The following is a 19,780-nucleotide window of genomic DNA, read 5'->3' as shown; positions in this document are numbered from 1 at the left end:
GGCTTTTTTGTGTCGTACACTCTGCTATTGTTTAAATACTAACTTAGACGTCCCTTTGGACGCAGCAGACAATCCTTAGCTTGGAGGGGACCTCATGAACCGCTCGACAATCGCCATCGCCGTGGGCTTATCGGTATTGGCAGCTTCCCCGGCGTGGTCTGACCAGACGTTCTCATCCGACAAAACCGATTTTCGAATAGAAACCGTGGTTCAAGGCCTTCAGCATCCCTGGAGCCTGGTCTTCCTGCCCGACGGCGCCATGCTGGTCACCGAACGTGAGGGTCGGCTGCGCCGGATTAAGAACGGCAATCTTGTGCGTGAGCCGATAACCGGGCTACCGGAACTGGTTGCCTCTGGCCAGGGCGGGCTGCTGGATGTGGTATTGCATCCGGAGTTTGCGAACAACCAGACTCTGTTCATAAGCTATGCGCACCGTGACGGCGACGGCATGACGACCCGTGTTGCCAGTGCCACCTACACTGGCAAGTCACTTGAAAATGTTGAAGTGATCTTCGAAGCCCTGCCCCGCTCTAACAATGGCAGGCACTTTGCGGGGAGGATGGTGTTTGATGGCAGCGGACACCTTTACGTATCTGTGGGCGACCGCGGCGACATGGAACGCGCCCAAGACACGGCGGACGATGCCGGTGGTGTACATCGGATAATGCTTGACGGACAACCGGTACCGGACAATCCGTTCGTCGGCAACCCAAGCGTCAACGACACTTTTTACAGCTACGGCAACCGCAATATCCAGGGCATGACTCTGCACCCGGACACCGGTGAAGTCTGGAGCCATGAACACGGCCCCCGGGGTGGGGATGAAATCAACATCATCCGGGCCGGTCACGATTACGGCTGGCCAAAAGTGACCTACGGCATCGACTATTCAGGCATCCCCATTACCAGTAAAACCACCATGGACGGCGTGACCGACCCGCTACATTACTGGGATCCATCCATTGCCCCCTCGGGGATGGCATTCTATACCGACAATCTGTTCCCGGACTGGCAGGGCGACCTTTTTGTCGGCGCATTGCGCTCTCAAAAGCTGGTGCGCCTGACCATTCGGGATGAAAAGGTGGTTGAGGAAGAAGATTTGCTGACCAGCCTGGGCGAGCGCATCCGGGATGTCCGGATGGGCCCAGATGGCGCCCTGTGGTTACTGACCGATTCCCGCCAAGGCAAGGTTTACCGGATGGTGCCGGCCGACTGAACCATCAGTTGGGATCGTTAGTACGCTCGGTTTTGTCGTACTGGGGCAGATCGTCGGTGATATCAAACCAGTCGGATTTTGAGCCGACATAAACGTGCCTCGTGGCTTTCTTGCCCAGCGGTTCATTGATCACGCCCATACGCAGGCGCAGGATGCCCGGGATAGCGTCCAGCCGGCTATACAGCTGGCTGCCACACTTGCTGCAGAATGCCCGGAACTTTCCGGGGCGGGATTCAAATTCGGTGATGCCGTCTGCTCCGGCAACAAACCGGAAGCGTACTTTCTGCACCGGCGCACTGGCGGAAAACGCACTGCCGTGAGCCCGTCGGCACTGGGTACAATGGCAAAGCGCGATCGGCCCCAGAGAGCCCTCGTATTCAAACTGAACATCGCCACAGAGGCATTGGCCGGTATACATCAAATTCTCCCGATTATCGCTGACAGGCTAAGGGCGCAGATGATACCGGCTCAGCTCCGGAATACCAGCCCAGAGCCCGCCTGAAGCCAACGCCATCAGCCGCCGTATTGATTCTTCAGATACCGCATTATTCGTCCGGACTCAAACAACTGGGTTCCGGTATTGGGGTCTTCCAGGTACGGCACCTGAACCCGTCCGTGCTGCTGGAAGAAGGCATCGCGCTTGCCGCCGGGCCGGGGCGTGTAAGCACCCGGTTTCAGGCGCTGTTTCGCGGGCCCGATCTCGGTCCAGTGCTCTTTGCCAAGGTTGTGCAGCGTGTAGGGAATCTCAAGCTCACACAGTCTTTCCCGCACCAGTCGCGAAAACGGGCTGCCTTCAAAACTCCACAGGTGCAAACCCTGCTCCGGGCGAAGGCCCGAAACGGCACGCAATCCCCGCAGCTCACTGGCCGCAGACCCCAGTGAACCCAGCACCGGCTGCCACACCCTGGACTGGAAATAGCGTGGCACTGGCCGGCCAACGTACTGGCTGAACAGGTACTCAATAATATCGTCGGATTCGTAGATGACCTTGTCGGTATTCTGGTCCACCAACAGCGGGAATTGCTGTTTGCCGCCAACAGCTTCGGCTTCTGCCCGAAACAAACGGCCGCCTTTGGGACACGGCCGAATTTCCACGTCCAGATGCAGTGCGGTCAACACTTCCCGAACGCGACGGCAATAGGGGCAGGCTTCGATGTCATACAGAATCAGGGGCTTCTCCGGTTGCGGAACCGGTTTGATCACCAGGCAGCCCCGCCAGGCAGCGAATGACGACGTGGCGACGGATTCCAGTACGTTAACCTGATGTCTGAGTGCTGTGAGCATGGTATTCCCTTTGGTCGATTTATTCTGTTCATGAACTCTGCCCGGGATTGTCTCACAAACCGGACCCTTGGCATTGACTCACCGGTCAGTTCAATCGGGCCAAAGGTAACTCACTGATTCTGAAAGGCACTTACGATTCTTCACAAAAATCTAATAGAAACAACGACTCTAAAGCTATTTTTTAACGTCATGTATAGCTTTTCTGCATAGTACAAAGCCATGGGATGAGCTATTGTAGAAAGAGAATACAACAACGGGCTGCGATGATGCTGATTCAGGGTTTGCGAGCAAGAGGTTGCTCTTCACGGTGCACAACTACACCCAAACGGCTCGTGCTGACCATCGCGGCCGCCTGCGCCGTGTCATCCGCCCCCACGGCAGCCCAGGATGCCGCCGCTGCCGCCAACGCGTTCGCGGAATCCCGGCTGTGGGCCACACAGATCAAAGACTACGCCAACAAATCTCTGAACAACGAGCAAGCGCTCAGCGTTGCCGCCATTCCCCTAAACGGGCCGGGCATCGAACAGTATGTAAACGCTGACGAACTGATGAGCCCGGGCTCCATTACCAAGCTGGTCACCACCTACGCGGCGCTTGAATTGCTGGGCCCCACCCATCACTGGAACACCGATTTTCTGACCGATGGCACCATGGTTGGGGATACCCTCAAAGGCAACCTGTTCGTGCGTTTTGGCGGTGACCCCAAGCTTACCCTGGAACGGCTGTGGGGCACACTGCGAGAACTGCGCAGCATGGGCATCAACCGGATCGAGGGCGACCTGGTTCTGGATGGCAGTTATTTCAGAGTGGATGGTGGTTTCCCGGTATTTGACGATAACGGTAACAACCCCCATGCCCCGTTCCTGGTGGAACCTTCCGGATACCTGAGCAACCTCAACCTTCTGCACTTCCAAGTTCGCGCTGATGAGCGTGGCACTCAGGCCTGGACCACACCAAACCTCGGTGAGGTCACCATTGATAACCGGGTGACCGTTTTGCCGGAGGGCCCCTGCCCTGCCCGCAACCGGTTCGACTGGAAACCGGTATTCCATAACGATCATCGGGTCACCGTGCAGGTAACGGGCGAGTTGCCTCAGGGCTGTCGCACCACTACCTACCTGTCGTTGCTGCCCCACGAACGCTACTCTGCCTCACTGATCCGTTCGGTGCTGTCCGAAATGGGCGTCATCATCAGTGGTGGTGATCGCTTCGACACCGCGCCGGACGATGCCCGCCTGGTGATGCGAACCACCTCACCCGACCTGGTGACCATGGTAAGGGACATCAACAAATGGAGCAGCAACGTGATGGCCCGGCAGATGCTGATGACCATCGGCGCGCAATTTCGACAGGACGATGAGCAGGATGACCGGGTAGCGGGTATACGGGTTATTTATGACTGGCTGGAAGGCATCGGCATCAACACCGCCGGTATGGTGATCGACAACGGCGCGGGGCTGACACGGCATGGCCGCTTTACCGCCCGCCAGGGTGCCCAGATTCTGCAACATGCCTGGAATAGCCCGTATTCTTCAGACCTGATGGCGTCCATGCCGATTATTGCGATGGACGGCACCATGGCACGGCGCCTGAAAAACACCGGTCTGGACGGTCAGGGCCGGATCAAAACCGGCTATCTTGAGCACGTTCGCTCCATTGCCGGCTTTACCAAAGATGACAAGAACACCACCTGGGCCATCGTCGGCATGGTGAATAACAATCCGGCGTGGAATGGCCAGGCTGTGCTGGACCGCGTGATTTACTCACTGCACTTCCGGCCACCGGTCGGGACATCCTTGTCCCAGTCTGCCGGAGCCGGCAGCAGCACGACCATTCAGTAGAGCTTCAATCGCTGACTCACCGTCAGCGGTGTACGCCGCTCATATCGGGCAGTTTGTGAGCAATGCCCTTGTGGCAATCGATACAGGTTTGTTCCGAGTTCGCCAGTGCGGTGGAATGCGCCTGGGCTGCACGCGGATCCTGCATGGTGAAGTCCATGGAGTCAAACTCGTGGCAGTTCCGGCACTCCAGAGAGTCGTTGGCTTTTAGCCGCGCCCATTCCCGCTCAGCAAGCTCCCGCCGCTTTGCCTCGAACTTCTCAGGAGTGTTAATCGAACCAAACACCCAGCCCCACACCTCTTTGGAGGCTTCCATCTTTCGGGCGACCTTGTGAGTCCAGCCGTGAGGTACGTGGCAGTCCGAACATTCGGCCCGCACCCCGGAACGGTTAGTGTAGTGAACTGTGTTCTTGAGCTCCTCATAGGGATTGCTTTGCATTTCGTGGCAACCAATACAGAACTGCTCTGTATTGGTTACCTCCAATGCGGTGTTGAAGCCACCCCAGAAGATAATCCCTGCGATGAACCCACTCAGCGTCAGAAATCCGATGCTGTAGTGAACACTGGGCTTGCGCAGAAGGTTCCAGTAGAGCTTCAGCCGCTTCATCATTCTCTGCCCCCTTTGGCGGAATCCCGGATCACTTCATCCACTGCCTTGAAGTCGGATTCAACCAATGGCTCGGCATCGGTCTGAGGAACATGGCACTGGGTGCAGAAGTAACGGCCAGGCGTCACCTCAGCGCGAACCTGAAAGTGACGATCCATAAAATGGGTAACGCTGACCATCGGAGCTCCCGCCTGCACCGCGGATTCCCGGCTGTGGCAGTCCAGACAACGGTTGAAGTTCTTGTCTACCTGGTAATCCCGGATAACGTGCGGAATAACCGGCGGCTGCTCCGGGTAGTTGCGCACTTCCCTTTTGACGTCGCGCGAGTCACCGGCGATCGGCGGGGCAGGAAGGTCCTGACCAAGGGTTGCACCTTTGCGCAGCCCGTCCGGGGCCGAAGGTGAAAGCTCACCACTCTGTGCAAACGCCGCCAGAGCCAGGGAGCTTGTCAGCAATAGAATCAGTAATCTCATGGTGACTTCTCCTCAGGCCAGGTTAACCAGTTCCAGACGTACCGCGCACTTCTTGAAATCCGTCTGCTTGGAAATCGGATCGGTGGCGTCCAGAGTGACTTTATTGATCAGTTTGCCAGCATCAAAAAACGGCACGTAAACCATGCCTTTGGGCATACTGACTCGCCCTCGGGTTTCCACCCGCATCCGGACTTCGCCGCGGCGACTGATCACTTTGACCTCGCTGCCCCGGCGCCAGCCTTGCGCCTTGGCGTCGTCTGCGTTCATGTACAGCAGCGCATCGGGTACCGCTTTGTGTAGCTCACTGACACGGCGGGTCATGGAACCGGTATGCCAGTGTTCCAGCACACGACCGGTGCTCAACCAGAACGGATATTCATCGTCCGGAGACTCTGCAGGCGGCTCATGGGGCACGGCGAAGATACGGGCCCGATTGTCCGGATTACCGTAAAACTGGAAACCACTGCCCTCGGTAACGTAGGGGTCAGAGCCTTCGCGATAACGCCAAAGAGTTTCTTTACCGTCGACCACCGGCCACCTCAGACCACGGGTCTCGTGGTAGGTGTCGAAATCGGCCAGGTCTTTACCTTTGCCAGCGCCGAACTGGCGGTATTCTTCAAATATGCCTTTCTGGATGTAGAAACCGAAATCCCTGGACTCCTGGTTTTCGTAATCCGCATGCACTTCTTCCACCGGGTAGCGGTCGACATTGCCATTACGGAACAACACATCGAACAGAGTTTTGTCCCGAAGCTCCGGCGCCTTGGCCAGCTGCTCTTCCGGCCAGATATCGGCCACCTTGATCCGCTGCGACAGGGCGACCGTCTGCCAGAGATCTGAGCGCGCCTCACCGGGTGCATTTACCAGCTGGTGCCAGAACTGGGTCCGGCGCTCGGCGTTACCGAAGGCCCCCTCCTTCTCGACCCAACCGGCTGCCGGCAGGATCAGATCCGCCGCCTGGGCCGACACCGTCGGGTAGATGTCCGACACGATGATGAAAGTGTCCGGATTGCGCCAGCCCGGCAGGGTTTCCTGCATGGTGTTGGGGCCGGCCTGAATGTTGTTGGTTACCTGGGTCCAGTACACCCGCAGCTTGCTGTCTTTGAGCATGCGGCTCTGCAGGACAGCATGGTAGCCAGGCTTGGCGGGAATGGTGCCCTCTGGCAACTTCCAGATTTTCTCCGCCTTGGCCCGGTGTTCAGGGTTGGTTACCACCATGTCGGCGGGCAGGCGGTGGGCGAAGGTGCCCACTTCTCGAGCGGTGCCGCACGCGGAAGGTTGGCCGGTCAGCGAGAACGGACTGTTACCCGGAGTGGCAATTTTGCCTGTCAGCAGGTGGATGTTGTAGATCAGGTTGTTTACCCACACCCCCCGGGTGTGCTGGTTAACGCCCATGGTCCAGAAGGTGGTTACCCGCTTGTCCGGATCGGCGTACAGTTTGGCCAGCCGCTCCAGTCGATCTTCGGATACCCCTGAGATTTCAGCGGCTTTTTTGACATCGTATTCACTGACATGTCGGGCAAAGTCTTCGAACGACATGTCATCCCAGCTGTTGGCGTTGTTCGCATTCTTTGCCCGCTGCTCTCTGGGATCTTCCGGTCGCAAACCGTAACCAATGTCGTCGACACCACGAACAAACCGGGTATGTTTATCAACAAAGTCTTGGTTTACCGCATTGTTCTGAATGATGTAATTGGCGATGTAGTTGAGAATCGCCACATCGGCATGGGGGTGCATGATCATGGGCAGATCGGCCAGATCATAGCAGCGGTGCTCGAACGTAGAGAGCACCGCCACTTCGGTATTCGGGCTCGACAGCCGGCGATCGGTTACCCGGGTCCAGAGAATCGGGTGCATCTCCGCCATGTTGGCGCCCCAGAGTACGAAGGCGTCAGCGCTTTCGATGTCGTCATACACGCCCATCGGTTCGTCGGCACCGAAGGTGCGCATAAATCCGGCAACGGCCGAAGCCATACAATGGCGGGCGTTGGGGTCAATGTTGTTGGTACGGAAACCGGCCTTGAACAGCTTGCTTGCTGCATAGCCTTCCCAGATGGTCCACTGCCCAGAGCCGAACATGCCCACACTGTCCGGGCCGTGCTCTTTGATGGCGGTGGTGAATTTTTCCGCCATCACATCCAGGGCTTCATCCCAGCTGATTTCCTCGAACTCCCCCTCTTTGTGAAACTTACCATCGCGCTTGCGCAGCAGAGGTTTGGTGAGCCGGTCGCGGCCATAAAGAATCTTCGAGAGAAAGTAGCCCTTCACGCAGTTGAGGCCACGGTTCACTTCCGACTGGGTGTCACCGTGAGTCGCCACAATGTGGTTGCCCTTGGTGGCCACCATCACGCTGCAACCAGTGCCGCAGAATCGGCAAGGAGCCTTGCTCCATTTCAGCTCGGTCAGATCGGCGTTGGTGATCAGGTTGCTGGCTGCGGCCGGAATGGAAAGGCCAGCGGCTGACGCAGCCATGGCCAGCGCGTTGGCTTTGGCAAAATCTCGTCTTGTGAGGTTCATGACAATACTTCCTGTTGTTCTGTTTGCACTTGTCCTGTGGGAATCAACTGCTGTTTGGCTTCTTCGACCGACATCACTTCGTGGTATACCAGAATGCAATCGAGCACGCCGGGCACGCTTTCAATCAACTCCATGGCCGCCAACAAATCCTGATGACAGGCACCCTCCGCCAGCACCACCAGTTTGCCCGATGGGTCTGTGGTTCCTTCTTCCAGCCCCGAAGTGATGGCCAGCAAGCTTATGACTGCGGTAAGTTGTTCGGGGCGTACATGCACCAGAAAACTGGCCACATGCAGTTCATCTCGTTCTTGCTCATGCATAATGTGGGCTCTCTGTTTGCAGGGCTTCCAGATTAATCGCATCTTCCGGACACACGGCGACGCAGGCACCGCAACCGGTGCAGTCCTCAAGTTTCACTTCAGGTATTGCCACATGCCCAAGTTTAGGCGTAAAACGGATGGCCGAGGTTTCACAGGCGTCCCGGCAGGTCGAACAGTGAATATTGGCTTTGGCGAGGCAACCGTCGAGCACCACCGCGCGCCAAGGGAAAGGCTCACGGGCCAAGTCAAATACTGGTTCGGGACAGGCTCCGGCACACTCGCCACACAGAGTGCAGCCATCGCCGGTAAACCGGATTTGCGGAAAGCCGCCATCACCACGGAAAAGAATATTTTCCGGACAGGCTTCAAGGCAACGGTCGCAGCGGGTGCAGACATCGGTGATCGTCGTTGTGGTCCAGGGCGGGCGCCATTGTGAAGCCGTGGGCCGGCCACCTCTCAGAAACGACCGGCGATTTTGGGACACAGACATCAGCCCCTAACCTCCAGGCGCCCCCGGGGGCCCCATTATGACTTGCGACATCCAGATCAGAAATCCATAACTGCCGACAACAGCGACCGCGAGAATGGGGAAAAGAAACACAATGATGAAAATGAACAGCCTAAACTCATGACGCTTTCGCTGTTCCGGCGCCAACTCCTGCAGGTCATTCATAAACTACCTTCTTTATATGTGTAACCAATACCCTAGTAAAAAATGGGGGCTTTAGCAAAGCAAAGTTTAGAAGTTAAAAAGTAGGTGTACAAAAATGAAACAGCCCCGGCTTGCCGGGGCTGTTTATCAGGCATAAACACAAACACTTTACGTGGCGGGAACTGCCAAGAAATCATCCAGCGCAGGTGAGGCATTACCTTGGGTGGCGCCGGCTTCAGCAGTCGGGACCAGGAAGACATCGACAACCTGAGCTTCTACCGCGCCATGGATGACCCGGAGCCTGGCCTAGGTGGCAATACAGCGGTTGTCATCAGCATCCGAGAATTTTTCGATGTTCCGGTCTGCCGGACATGTAGAGCGAAAATACAAATCAGCGAACACGTGTAATCTTATACTGTGACATTGGGACTCCGTGGCTGACGCTGGCGGCACTGACATCTGATTGACTGGTCAGTTCGTAATTACAATCTGTAACGCCATCTCTGTGTGAAGGGACCGCAACATGATAATAAGCATACAATGTTTTGCCATGCGGCCTTTTACCGAGGGACTGCAGTAATGGCCCAGCGGCTTCGCTCAAAATCTCTCAAGATAGTGGCCCTGATGCTTGTTGCCTCGCTTGTCCTGGCTGGATGCAGTTCAACTCGGCTGGCTTACCGCTATGCCGACTGGGGCGTGGTCTGGTGGGTAGAGGATTACGTCAGCCTCGACCGGGACCAGAAACAGCAACTGAATCAGGATCTGGATGCGCTGCGCCAGTGGCATTGCGCAGCGGAACTGCCCCGCTACAGCGCCTGGCTGGACGAATTCGAAGACGACGTTGCCAGTGGCCCACCCGATATCGACACCCTTTACTACCATCAACAGCAACTGATGGATTTCGTGCCCGGCTTACTGACGGAGGCCGTGCCCATTGCCGTCAACCTGCTGCAAAGTCTTTCCGATGAGCAAGTAGCAGAACTCGCCCGGAACATGGCCAAAGACCAGGCAGAACTCGAACAGGAGATGCTGTCCGGTAATGCCGATGATATGGCCAGGGCCCGAGCCGAACGCACCTCCGAACGAGTAGAGCGCTGGCTGGGCGACCTGAACACCCGTCAACAAACGCTGGTGCAGCACTGGTCCGCCAACCGCGGCCAGCAAACCGAAATCTGGTTGCAGGGCCGCAAGAAATGGCAACAGGCTCTGCTGGAGGCGCTGAAAAATCGCGACCAACCAGGCTTTGCGGATTCAATCAGAGAACTGGTGGTGAACTCGGAACAAGCGCGGGGCCCGGAATACCAGGCGATGATGGAAGAAAGCCAGCAAGCCCTGAGCTCGCTGATGCACGATTTGCTTCAGGCCGGCGACAGCAAACACCAGGAGCAGCTTCAGGCCCGGGCCAACAAGCTTAACCGTGACTTTATCGCTCTGACCTGCTCCTGAGCCAGTTGGGGCAGAGCGCAAAAAGGCCGGGTGACGTGACATCACCCGGCCTTTTTTTTATCCGCCAACGATCAGATGGTCAGATAACCACCGTCGGCGTTGATGCAGGCGCCGGTGGTGTAGCTCGAGGCGTTCGACACCAGGTACAGCACGGTGCCAGCCATTTCGTCCGGATCGGCCACTCGTTTCATCGGAATGTGCGCCATAGCCTGTTTCTTGATAGCTTCATTGCTGGTCAGGGCACTGGCAAACTTGGTGTCGGTCAGACCCGGCAGCAGTGCATTAACCCGCACGTTCTGCTGGCCCAACTCCATGGCGAAGGATTTGGTCATGGAGATCACCGCGGCTTTGGTGACGGAGTAGATACCCTGAAAGTGGCCGGGGTTTACGCCGTTAACCGAGGCGACGTTGACGATGGCGCCACCACCGTTCTTCTTCATCAATTGGGCACCCCGGGCGCACATGAAGAAATAGCCGCGAATGTTCACATCCACCGTTTTCTGGAAGGCATTCAGATCGGTGTCTTCAACCGGGCCAAAGTACGGGTTGGCGGCGGCGTTGTTGACCAGGATATCCAGTTTGCCATGGGTGTTGGCAATATGTTCCCACGCGGCTTCAATCTGGTCCATTTCACCAATATGGCAGGCAAAGGCTTCGGCACTGCCGCCGTCTTCACGGATACTGCTGGCGACAGCTTCACAGCCATCAATCTTGCGGCTGCTGACAATCACGTGGGCGCCGTAATGGGCCAGGGTGCGAGCGATGCTTTCGCCGATACCGCGGCTGGCGCCGGTGACCAGGGCTACCTTGCCAGTAAGATCAAACAGATTCAGGTTGCTCATGGAGTTGCCTCTTGATTTTCGGGTAGAGAATTATCGGAATGTCACCAGGGCGGGGTTTTCCGCTTCCAGGTGGCTATAGTTATTAAACACGGCCAGGCTGCGCCGGGGGCCGGAATACAGAATTCGGGAAACGCTGGTGTTGGCAATCACGTTGTTCATCTCCAGCGCCTTGCGGTCTGACAATTCCAGCAAGCTCTGAGCAATGACCGCGATGGGACCACCGGAGGTAGAGACAATAATGTCTGCGCCATCCGCCATCTCGATCAACTGATCCAGAGCATGGCTCACCCGCTGCCGGAAGCCCTGCCAGGATTCCGCGTATTCGTGGTCGTACTCGCCACTGACCCAGCGGGTTACGGCTTGCTCGAAAGCTTGCTGAAACGCTTGGGCCGGCTTCGGCACGCTGCCGAGATCCCGGGCCATCACCTGCTTGTCGGCCCACTCGGGCCGAAAACGCTCTACCACCTGAACATGATCAAACTCGTTCAGCCCTGCCAGCACCTGCATGTCGGGCAGAGTTGAGCCATAACCGGTGGCGATCGCTTCCACGGTTTCCCGATGACGCTGCAGGTTGCCACCGAAAATGGCGCCCGGCTGCACCTTGTCCGCCAGCCAGCGACCGAGAATCTTGCCCTGCTCCCAGCCTCTTTGAGAAAGCTGATCATAATTCGCTTTGCCGAAACTGGCCTGGCCGTGCCGCACCAGATAAATCGTCGCCATTACAGGCTGCTCGCGCTGATCAACCGCTGGCAACGCTTCTCCAGATAATTAGCGGCATGGCCGAAGGCGGCAAAGCGCTTATCTTTGGTCTGGCCGTGGTAGAAGCGGTAGTAGATCTGCTGGATGATCACCGCCAACCGGAACAGACCGTAGATTTCATAGAAATCGAAGTTGTCGGCCCGGAAGCCCGATTTCTCCAGGTAGTAGTCCACCACTTGCTTGCGGGTCAGCATACCGGGGCGATGGGTGGGCTGACGGCGCAAGATCTGGAATGGACCTTCGTCGTCGGCTTCGATCCAGTAGGCCAGGCTGTTGCCCAGATCCATCAGCGGATCGCCGATGGTGGCCATTTCCCAGTCCAGCACGCCGATCACTTCAAACGGGTTATCCGGATTGAGCACCACGTTATCAAAGCGGAAGTCGTTGTGGATGACCACCTGGGCGATGTCGTCTGGCATCTTGTCATTCAGCCAGGCCATTACGTCTTCGAAATCACCGACATCGTCGGTGCGGGCCTTGCGGAAACGATCGCTCCAGCCACCAATCTGACGCTGCACGTAACCGGCACCCTTGCCCAGCGTGTCCAGGCCGGCGGCCTGTGCGTCGACGGTGTGCAGGTCGACCAGTTTGTCGATCACGTTCAGGCACAGCTTGCGGGTATCCGCTTCACTCAACTCAAGATCCTTGGGGAAATCCTGACGCAGAATGATGCCCTTGAGCCGTTCCATCACGTAGAAGTCGCAGCCCAGTACGCTGTGATCCTCGCAGATGGCGATGATGTTGGGCACATAGGGATAGACCGGCTTCAGCGCTTCCATCACCCGCGCCTCACGCAGCATGTCGTGGGCGGACTTGGCAATCTTGCCCAGTGGCGGGCGGCGCAGCACGTAGGACTGATCGCCGTAGTCCACCTGATAGGTCAGGTTGGAAGCACCGCCGGGATACTGCTTGATGGTCGGCTGCCCTTCCAGGCCGGGAATGGCCTGCTTCATGAACTGGTCAACAACCTCGATATCCAGCTCTTCGCCTTCACGGATGTCTACGGCCTGGTCGATCTGTGTCATTCATTCTCTCCTGTGATCCTGTGGACGGGGCTGGCCGCTCAGGCGTTGCCTTTACCACCCATCTTACTCATCCAGCGTTTGGTTTCCTGGTGCATCAGCCAGTCAAACGCCCAGGGTGCGTGGCGCTTGAGCATCCACATGCGACGCTCTTTGGCGTGGGGCAGCACCCAGAAGTCTTTGTCTTTCACGCTACGGAAAACATCCTCAGCTACATCTTCCGCGGTAATGCTGGAGCGCTTCATCAGCTTGTTGACGTTCTGCTGGATGCCGGGAATGTCAGACCGCATGGTGCTGGTCAGATTGGTCTGGAAAAACGCCGGGCACACGCAGCTGACATGAATGCCGGCATCCCGCAGCTCCTGACTGAGGGTTTCCGACAGGGCAATCACCCCGGCCTTGGACACATTGTAGCTGTCCATCAACGGCGCCAGCATCAGCCCGGCCATGGAGGCAACATTAACAAAGGTACCGGAACCCTGCTGTTTGAACATGGGCGTAAACACCTTGCAGCCACGAACCACGCCCAGCACGTTGATGTCGAGAATCCACTCCCAGTCACCAATGGTGGTGTCTTCAATAGACCCTGCGGAGGCGACGCCGGCATTGTTGACGACCACGTCGACCCCGCCCCACTTCTGCACCAGATCGTCCCGGACTTTTTCAAAGTCCGCCAGGCGGCGCACATCGCACTCCACAAAGTAACCTTCGCCACCGGCGCTGTTTATTTCCTTCTCAACCGCGATGCCCTGCTCCGGGTTAATGTCCCCGATGCAGACTTTCGCGCCTTCTTTGGCGTACCGCAATGCAATCGCCCGGCCCAGGCCACTGGCCCCGCCGGTAATGAATACTCTCTGTGTCATGTTCATGCTCACCGTTCTTACGTTTGAATTCATGTTCTTGTTGAGTAAGAGTTGGTGCTGGAAGGGCCTATCCAAAAACCGCTACAAGCACATCCATGTGCGCTTCTCTCCGGCGATCCATGGCCTCCGAAATTTTTGGATAGGCCCTTCCAGCACCAACTCCCATACTCTTCAGTCAGCTGTTCAAAAAACCAAACCTAGCTGGCACATTCCCAATACCTCGCGGCATAAAGTGTTTTTTTTCTGGCCACCCCTCTCCGCAGTCTGAAGGAGCGGGTGGGTTGGGGGTTCTGAAAATTTGCGGAGCCATGGATGGCGGAGCAGAAGCGCCACAGGGATGTGCCGCAAGGAGCGGTTTTCAGAACCCCCAACCCACCCGCTCCCATCACAATACTGGCGGCCAAGGCGAACATCTTACTCCCAACCAAGAGGCCCGGAGAGCCAAAGCACCCAGGCCCGAATTCAGGACTTGTACTTCCGAAGCTCCAACCGGGCCACCATCGCCCTATGCACTTCATCCGGACCATCCGCCAGCCGCAATACCCGAGCGTAACCGAACAATGCTGTCAGCGGGAAATCATCGTCGCTGACACCAGCCCCACCGTGCATCTGAATCGCATCATCGACAATCTGCTGCAGCATCGCCGGCACCACCGCCTTGATCATCGAAACCTCCTGCAGCGCCCCCGCAATACCCTTGGTATCCAGCGCCCAGGCACACTTAAGCGTCAACAAACGAGCCTGCTCGATGTTCATGCGGGCATTGGCAATGACATCCGGATTGCCTCCCAGTTTCGCCAGCGGGCGACCAAAGGCCTCACGAGACATTGAACGCTTGACCAGAAGTTCCAGGGTGCGCTCGGCGGCACCGATGGCGCGCATGCAGTGGTGCACGCGACCTGGCCCCAAACGGCCTTGGGCGATCTCGAAACCGCGGCCCGGGCCGGCGATGATGGCGCTCTTGGGCAGGCGCACGTTGTCGAACAAGACCTGGCCGTGACCGTAGGGCTCATCGTATGCGCCGAACACCGGCATCATGCGCTCGACGGTGATGCCCGGGCTGTCCAGCGGCACCAGTACCATGGAGTGGCGGCGGTGTTTCTGGGCGTCCGGGTCAGTGACGCCCATGAAGATGGCGACTTTGCAGTCCGGGTGGCCAACACCGGTGCTCCACCATTTGCGGCCGTTAAGGACCACTTCGTCCCCTTCCACCACCGCGGTCGCTTCCATGTTCGTGGCGTCGGACGAGGCCACCGCTGGCTCGGTCATACAAAAAGCAGAGCGGACTTCGCCACTCATGATCCGGGGCAGCCACTCGGCTTGCTGCTCTTCCGAGCCGTAGTGGATCAGTACTTCCATGTTGCCGGTATCTGGCGCGTTGCAGTTGAAGATTTCCGGGGCGATGAAGCTGCGACCGGTTTCTTCCGCAATCAACGCGTAGTCGGAGTTGAGCAGGCCGCACCCGTGTTTTTCATCCGGGAAGAACATGTTCCACAGGCCCTGGGCTTTGGCCTTTGCTTTCAGCTCTTTGATGATCGGCATAACCACCCAGCGGTTGTCCTGCGCCGCCAGTTCTTTGTGGTACTGCTCTTCAATGGGGGCGATCTCTTCACGCATGAATTCTTTCACACGCTTGAGGTAATCCTGGCCTTTCTCGGAAATATTGAAATCCATGGTGCAGCTCCTCGCGCTTACCTGCCCCCAATAAGGGGCGCACTTTCGATTAGATGCCCATCAGTCTAGGAGCCAACTCCGTATTACGCGACTGAATTGTTCTTATCATTTATCATTAGCTGTACTTATACAGACAACGGATTTTCATTATGGCCCTGAATCGCCTTGACCTGAACCTGCTGCACGTGTTCGACACCATTTATCGGGAAGGTAGCCTTACTCGGGCCGCCAAGGCGCTGCACCTGACCCAGCCAGCGGTGAGCCATTCCCTGGCCAGGCTGCGAGATCACTTTAGCGATCCCCTGTTCACTCGCCAGGGTAACCAGATGGTGCCCACGCCCCTGGCCCGGCGATTTCTGGAATCGATGCGCCCGGGCCTGACCCAGGTGCAGAGTGCGGTCAATCAGTTCCACGCCTTTGACCCCGCCAGTCAGCGCAAGACCTACGCATTGGGATTGCGGGATGTGCTGGAGTCGACGTTTTTGCCGCAGTTGATGAGCAAGCTGGCCCCCTACCCGGAAATGGAGATTATCAGCCAGCGGGTACCACGGCGGGATATGGAAACCCGGTTGGCGGCGGGCAAGCTGGACTTTGCCATTGATGTGTTGCTGCCCGTGAGCAACCAGACCAGTCACGAACTGCTGCGGCAGGACCGGTTGGTGGTATTGGCGCGAAAAAATCACCCGGCACTTCAGAAGGGTCTGATTCTGGATATGCCAGCCTATCTCGAGGCGAGGCATGTGCTGGTGTCGTCCCGCGCAGAGGGCCCGGGTATTGAGGATTTCGAGTTATCGCGCCATGGGGTACAACGCGACATTCGGCTGCGTTGTCAGCACTATTATGCCGCCTGCCGTGTGGTGGAAAGCTCTGATCTACTGCTGACGATGCCGGAAACCTATGCTCGAATTATTGCCGAACGCGCGGACATCGAGGTGGTAAGCCCACCAGCACAGATGCCATCCATTGACGTGCACCTCTACTGGCATAAAGCCTATGAGAAGGAACCGGCTCTGGTGTGGTTCCGGGACCAGCTCCGCTGCCTCCCCGGTGATCAGTAGGCGCCGACCAGCGCCAGAAAACCGAAGAAGCCGGCAGCGGTAATGCCAAGAGCGACCAAAACGATCCCGAAGCCCCACCAGATGGCGGCAGCATCTGAAACGGGTACGTCGTGCCCTCGCAAGGTGCGGTAAAACGCCCAAGGGCCAAGAACGAACGAGCCCAGCACCGCAAACACCAGGCCAATCGCAATACCGGCAAAAGTCCAGGTGGCCAGCTCCGTAGCCCGCTCGGAACTTTGCTCCTTCACACCATGATGCTCCAGAAACTTCTTGCAGAAGAACCACAACAGGGCAAACAGGGCAGCCACAAACACCAGGCCACCCACAAGCGTTACAATCCGGTACAACACAGAATAGTCCCTTCTCGGTTGAAGATCAGTCCGGGAATACCGGCTCTGGCAGGCACTCAAAGCCCGGCTTGGCGAACAGATAGCCTTGGTAGAGCGTAATACCCTGGGCGCGCAGCCAGTAATACTCGTCTTCGGTCTCTACGCCTTCCGCGATGATCCGGCCGCCGAGCTGGCGCATCATGGTAATAATACCTGCGACCACAGCTTGCTTGTTTGGTTCCGCATGAATGTTCCGTATCAGACCCATATCTATTTTCAGTAGGTCTGGCGGACTCAGGATCATGATGTTGAAGCGGGAAAATCCGGCGCCGAAATCGTCAATGGCGGTGCTGAATCCCATCGACTGGTAGGCTTCGATAATCGAGGACAGATGCTCAACCGAGCTGAGATCTTCATTCTCGATCATTTCGAAAATGATTTTTCTGGTATCAAAATTATAGGTTTTTGCTGCCGCAAGAGTGGTGCGAATGCAGTATTCCGCCTTGTACACCGCGTTCGGCATAAAGTTGATGCTTAGCATCGGCTGCATGTCCAGCCTGGCCGCCAGTTTAACGGCCTTGACCCGGCAAATCTGGTCAAAGGAATAACGGTTAGTCTCGTTGACGTTAGCCAGAACGCTCATCGCGCCCTCACCCTCGGTGCCACGCACCAGGGCTTCATAGGCAAAGACCGTTTTGGTCTCGGCATCCACAATCGGTTGAAAGGCAAAAGTGAACGAGAAATCCAGCCCGTTCCCACAAGCGCACTGCTCACAGTGCGACTCATCAAATAATAATTCAGGTTTATCCACACGAACTCCGGCGAATAGAGAAAGAGATTCAGTTAGAAGCTTAAAAGAATCAATTGATTTCCACTATAGCTATCAACCGCAATGGGGTAAAACATCGTGTATTTATTAACACCATAGGCGCTGGCATCTGCGCTCCCCGGGACTACACTGGACGTGTTGAATGAAACCCGCACACACATGGCCCCAAGGAGGTTCGGGAATGGCCCAGACCACCCGCATTGCAGTGACACCCGGAGACGGCATTGGCCCGGAAGTGGTGGCAGAAGCCGTCCGCTGCCTGGAAACGCTGCGCACCAAGCACGAGCTTGCTCTGGAATGGACCCGGTTTCCCTGGCCTTCTCATGCCTGGCATGAAGACCATGGCGTATCCTGGCCTGAAGATGCGCTGGAGCAACTGCAACAGTACGACGCCATCCTGCTGGGCGCCTTGGGTGATCCCGGCCCAATTGATGACAACAGCCGCTACCTGCTCTCTGACAGTGTTTCGCTGGCGCCACTGCTGGATATGCGTAAAGGCTTTGACCAGTGGGTGTGTGAACGTCCGGCGCGCCTGCTGCCTGGCGCCCGGCAATACCTGAAAGATGATCGAGCCAAAGACATCGACATGTTGGTGATTCGCGAGAACAGCGAGGGCGAGTATGTTGGCCAGGGCGGACGGCTGCGGCCGGGCAAACCGGACGAAGTAGCTACCCAGATGGAGGTCTTTACCCGGCGGGCCACCGAACGCATTATCCGGTATGGCTTCGAACAGGCCCGGCAGCGCGCCGGTGAGCGCATTCAGGAAGGCCGCACGCGCTCGTTCAGAACGCTTGATGGCCGCAGCTGCGAAAGCCAGGTGTGCGTGATCACCAAACGCAACGCCCTGCGCTATTGGGGCGATATGTACACGGAAGTGTTCGAGGAAATCAGCCAGGAATTTCCAGACGTGGCCACTCATCACGAGCTGGTGGATGCCGCCTGCATGAAGTTCGTGCAATCTCCCTGGGCCTTTGATGTGGTGGTCGCCAGCAACCTTCAGGGTGACATATTGACCGATCTGGCGGCGGTGCTGTCGGGCGGTATGGGCGTTGCGCCCTCCTGTAACCTCAACCCGACCAATCCGGACATGCCCTCCATGTTTGAACCCACCCATGGCAGCGCCCCGGATATTGCCGGCCAGGGCATCGCAGACCCGACCGCCATGCTGTTCACTACAGCACGCATGCTGGACTGGCTGGGCCGGAAAGACCCGGTGCTGGCCAAAGCCGGCAAAGAGCTGTTCGATGCCGTGGCCGCCGACCTGGCGGCGAATGGCGGCGAACAACGGGCCACCCGGCAGATCGGGGAAGCCATTCGTGAACGCCTGCAGGCGTAAACGCGACTGGTAAAACGGAAAGAGCCAGATGATGAGTGTCATCTGGCTTTTTTGTATGACTTCCGCCGGGCTCTTACTTGTCCGCCATCACAAATTCCAGTCTCCCCGGCGCTACCCGAATGTCCACGGGTACCAGACCAAACATGCGCTGGGTCAGGTTGCTGTCGTCCAGTCGGTACACCGGCATGGTCTCCAGCATCTGCGCGACGACCCTCATCACACTGCTGGTGACTGGCGCCAGATCTCCTTTGAAGAAAGGTGAATCAATCGAACTCTCCAGCAACTTCAGCCGACGAAGGTACACCGCCCTCTCCTGACTGTCGTACACCGGCGCGCCTTCCACTTTCAGCGCCAGATCCACTGGCAATTTGGCGATCAAGGCCTTCAGCGCAACCTGACCTCTCAGATCAATCACCGCCACGTCCCGGCCATCCGGGCCCAGAGTAATATTGGCATCGCTCAAACTGAGGCTCAACGGAGAGCCGCTTTGCAGCTGCTGCCGGTCATAATCTGCAACTGCTTTCTTAAGATGCCGCTCAATCTCGCCTTCGGAAATGGAATACGGCGACATGCTGGCACAGCCGCTTGCCAGTAACGCGAGAACCAGCACCGGAAACCAGGCCCGGGCCTGCTTGAATCTCTTCATTCTTTCTTCCTCTGAAAACCGGGCTTTATCGTGGGGGTGTCGCACGAACAGCGCAATACCCATGCATTA

21 protein-coding genes are annotated in these 19,780 nt (G+C 57.3%); 5 read left to right on the top strand and 16 right to left on the bottom strand.

Annotated elements, in window-relative coordinates; translation table 11 throughout:
- Positions 1 to 94: 94 nt before the first annotated feature.
- Positions 95 to 1,216, top strand: coding sequence for a PQQ-dependent sugar dehydrogenase (locus C7H08_RS13610; protein WP_106672781.1), 1,122 nt, complete (start codon positions 95 to 97; stop codon positions 1,214 to 1,216).
- Between the two features lie 4 nt (positions 1,217 to 1,220).
- Here the strand turns inward: C7H08_RS13610 and C7H08_RS13605 are convergent, their stop codons facing one another.
- Positions 1,221 to 1,634, bottom strand: a complete 414-nt coding sequence (locus C7H08_RS13605; protein WP_106672780.1) for a GFA family protein — start codon at positions 1,632 to 1,634, stop codon at positions 1,221 to 1,223.
- A 95-nt stretch (positions 1,635 to 1,729) separates the two neighbouring features.
- The gene (locus C7H08_RS13600; protein WP_106672779.1) at positions 1,730 to 2,500 is read right to left on the bottom strand and encodes a glutathione S-transferase N-terminal domain-containing protein; all 771 of its coding nucleotides are present in this window, start codon (positions 2,498 to 2,500) and stop codon (positions 1,730 to 1,732) included.
- A 266-nt stretch (positions 2,501 to 2,766) separates the two neighbouring features.
- On the opposite strand from C7H08_RS13600, the gene dacB reads away from it, so the two are divergent.
- Entirely contained in the window at positions 2,767 to 4,341 is a 1,575-nt protein-coding gene (dacB, locus tag C7H08_RS13595) for a D-alanyl-D-alanine carboxypeptidase/D-alanyl-D-alanine endopeptidase (RefSeq protein WP_106672849.1), read from the top strand.
- 22 nt (positions 4,342 to 4,363) lie between these two features.
- Here dacB and C7H08_RS13590 read toward each other — a convergent pair whose 3' ends face one another.
- From C7H08_RS13590 to C7H08_RS13565, 6 genes are read right to left on the bottom strand one after another with little or no spacing between them, the layout of a single operon-like run.
- Positions 4,364 to 4,948 carry a NapC/NirT family cytochrome c gene (locus tag C7H08_RS13590; protein ID WP_106672778.1) on the bottom strand — a complete coding sequence of 195 codons (585 nt, stop codon included), beginning with the start codon at positions 4,946 to 4,948 and terminating at the stop codon, positions 4,364 to 4,366.
- The gene (locus C7H08_RS13585; protein WP_106672777.1) at positions 4,945 to 5,418 is read right to left on the bottom strand and encodes a nitrate reductase cytochrome c-type subunit; all 474 of its coding nucleotides are present in this window, start codon (positions 5,416 to 5,418) and stop codon (positions 4,945 to 4,947) included. The genes C7H08_RS13590 and C7H08_RS13585 overlap by 4 nt, the downstream gene beginning before the upstream one ends.
- A 12-nt stretch (positions 5,419 to 5,430) precedes the next feature.
- The gene (gene napA / locus C7H08_RS13580) at positions 5,431 to 7,935 is read right to left on the bottom strand and encodes a nitrate reductase catalytic subunit NapA (protein WP_106672776.1); all 2,505 of its coding nucleotides are present in this window, start codon (positions 7,933 to 7,935) and stop codon (positions 5,431 to 5,433) included.
- Positions 7,932 to 8,255 carry a chaperone NapD gene (locus C7H08_RS13575; RefSeq protein WP_165793966.1) on the bottom strand — a complete coding sequence of 108 codons (324 nt, stop codon included), beginning with the start codon at positions 8,253 to 8,255 and terminating at the stop codon, positions 7,932 to 7,934. The genes napA and C7H08_RS13575 overlap by 4 nt, the downstream gene beginning before the upstream one ends.
- On the bottom strand, positions 8,248 to 8,745 hold the full coding sequence (napF, locus tag C7H08_RS13570; RefSeq protein WP_106672774.1) for a ferredoxin-type protein NapF: 498 nt from the start codon (positions 8,743 to 8,745) through the stop codon (positions 8,248 to 8,250). Before napF ends, C7H08_RS13575 begins: the two co-directional genes overlap by 8 nt.
- A 6-nt stretch (positions 8,746 to 8,751) precedes the next feature.
- Positions 8,752 to 8,928 (bottom strand): periplasmic nitrate reductase, NapE protein, encoded by a 177-nt coding sequence (locus C7H08_RS13565; protein WP_106672773.1) that lies wholly within the window; start codon positions 8,926 to 8,928, stop codon positions 8,752 to 8,754.
- Positions 8,929 to 9,486: 558 nt separating this feature from the next.
- Between C7H08_RS13565 and C7H08_RS13555 the strand changes: the two genes are divergently transcribed.
- Complete coding sequence (locus C7H08_RS13555; RefSeq protein WP_106672771.1) at positions 9,487 to 10,353, top strand: DUF6279 family lipoprotein; 867 nt, start codon at positions 9,487 to 9,489, stop codon at positions 10,351 to 10,353.
- 71 nt (positions 10,354 to 10,424) lie between these two features.
- Here the strand turns inward: C7H08_RS13555 and C7H08_RS13550 are convergent, their stop codons facing one another.
- From C7H08_RS13550 to C7H08_RS13530, 5 genes are all read right to left on the bottom strand, one after another.
- Positions 10,425 to 11,195 carry an SDR family oxidoreductase gene (locus C7H08_RS13550; protein WP_106672770.1) on the bottom strand — a complete coding sequence of 257 codons (771 nt, stop codon included), beginning with the start codon at positions 11,193 to 11,195 and terminating at the stop codon, positions 10,425 to 10,427.
- Positions 11,196 to 11,225: 30 nt separating this feature from the next.
- Positions 11,226 to 11,915, bottom strand: a complete 690-nt coding sequence (locus tag C7H08_RS13545; protein WP_106672848.1) for a histidine phosphatase family protein — start codon at positions 11,913 to 11,915, stop codon at positions 11,226 to 11,228.
- On the bottom strand, positions 11,915 to 12,979 hold the full coding sequence (locus C7H08_RS13540) for a phosphotransferase family protein (protein ID WP_106672769.1): 1,065 nt from the start codon (positions 12,977 to 12,979) through the stop codon (positions 11,915 to 11,917). Before C7H08_RS13540 ends, C7H08_RS13545 begins: the two co-directional genes overlap by 1 nt.
- A gap of 38 nt (positions 12,980 to 13,017) precedes the next feature.
- On the bottom strand, positions 13,018 to 13,839 hold the full coding sequence (locus C7H08_RS13535; protein WP_106672847.1) for an SDR family oxidoreductase: 822 nt from the start codon (positions 13,837 to 13,839) through the stop codon (positions 13,018 to 13,020).
- 462 nt (positions 13,840 to 14,301) lie between these two features.
- The gene (locus tag C7H08_RS13530) at positions 14,302 to 15,513 is read right to left on the bottom strand and encodes an acyl-CoA dehydrogenase family protein (RefSeq protein WP_106672768.1); all 1,212 of its coding nucleotides are present in this window, start codon (positions 15,511 to 15,513) and stop codon (positions 14,302 to 14,304) included.
- Between the two features lie 149 nt (positions 15,514 to 15,662).
- Here C7H08_RS13530 and C7H08_RS13525 point away from each other — a divergent pair, with 149 nt between their 5' ends.
- A complete protein-coding gene (locus tag C7H08_RS13525) occupies positions 15,663 to 16,571 on the top strand; it encodes a LysR family transcriptional regulator (protein ID WP_106672767.1) in 909 nt (302 codons plus the stop codon).
- Here C7H08_RS13525 and C7H08_RS13520 read toward each other — a convergent pair.
- Both C7H08_RS13520 and C7H08_RS13515 read right to left on the bottom strand, forming a co-directional pair.
- The gene (locus tag C7H08_RS13520) at positions 16,565 to 16,921 is read right to left on the bottom strand and encodes a hypothetical protein (protein ID WP_106672766.1); all 357 of its coding nucleotides are present in this window, start codon (positions 16,919 to 16,921) and stop codon (positions 16,565 to 16,567) included. The two genes, C7H08_RS13525 and C7H08_RS13520, sit on opposite strands and share 7 nt — an antisense overlap.
- A 25-nt stretch (positions 16,922 to 16,946) precedes the next feature.
- A complete protein-coding gene (locus tag C7H08_RS13515; RefSeq protein WP_188445301.1) occupies positions 16,947 to 17,711 on the bottom strand; it encodes an EAL domain-containing protein in 765 nt (254 codons plus the stop codon).
- Positions 17,712 to 17,910: 199 nt separating this feature from the next.
- Here C7H08_RS13515 and C7H08_RS13510 point away from each other — a divergent pair, with 199 nt between their 5' ends.
- Positions 17,911 to 19,065: an isocitrate/isopropylmalate dehydrogenase family protein gene (locus C7H08_RS13510; protein WP_106672765.1), complete on the top strand. Its 1,155-nt coding sequence runs from the start codon at positions 17,911 to 17,913 to the stop codon at positions 19,063 to 19,065.
- Positions 19,066 to 19,138: 73 nt separating this feature from the next.
- Here the strand turns inward: C7H08_RS13510 and C7H08_RS13505 are convergent, their stop codons facing one another.
- The gene (locus C7H08_RS13505; RefSeq protein WP_106672845.1) at positions 19,139 to 19,711 is read right to left on the bottom strand and encodes a YceB family lipoprotein; all 573 of its coding nucleotides are present in this window, start codon (positions 19,709 to 19,711) and stop codon (positions 19,139 to 19,141) included.
- Positions 19,712 to 19,780 lie beyond the last annotated feature (69 nt).

It is taken from the genome of Marinobacter halophilus (genome assembly GCF_003007685.1).
Classification (GTDB): domain Bacteria; phylum Pseudomonadota; class Gammaproteobacteria; order Pseudomonadales; family Oleiphilaceae; genus Marinobacter; species Marinobacter halophilus.
This window is presented reverse-complemented; position numbering and strand designations above follow the sequence as displayed.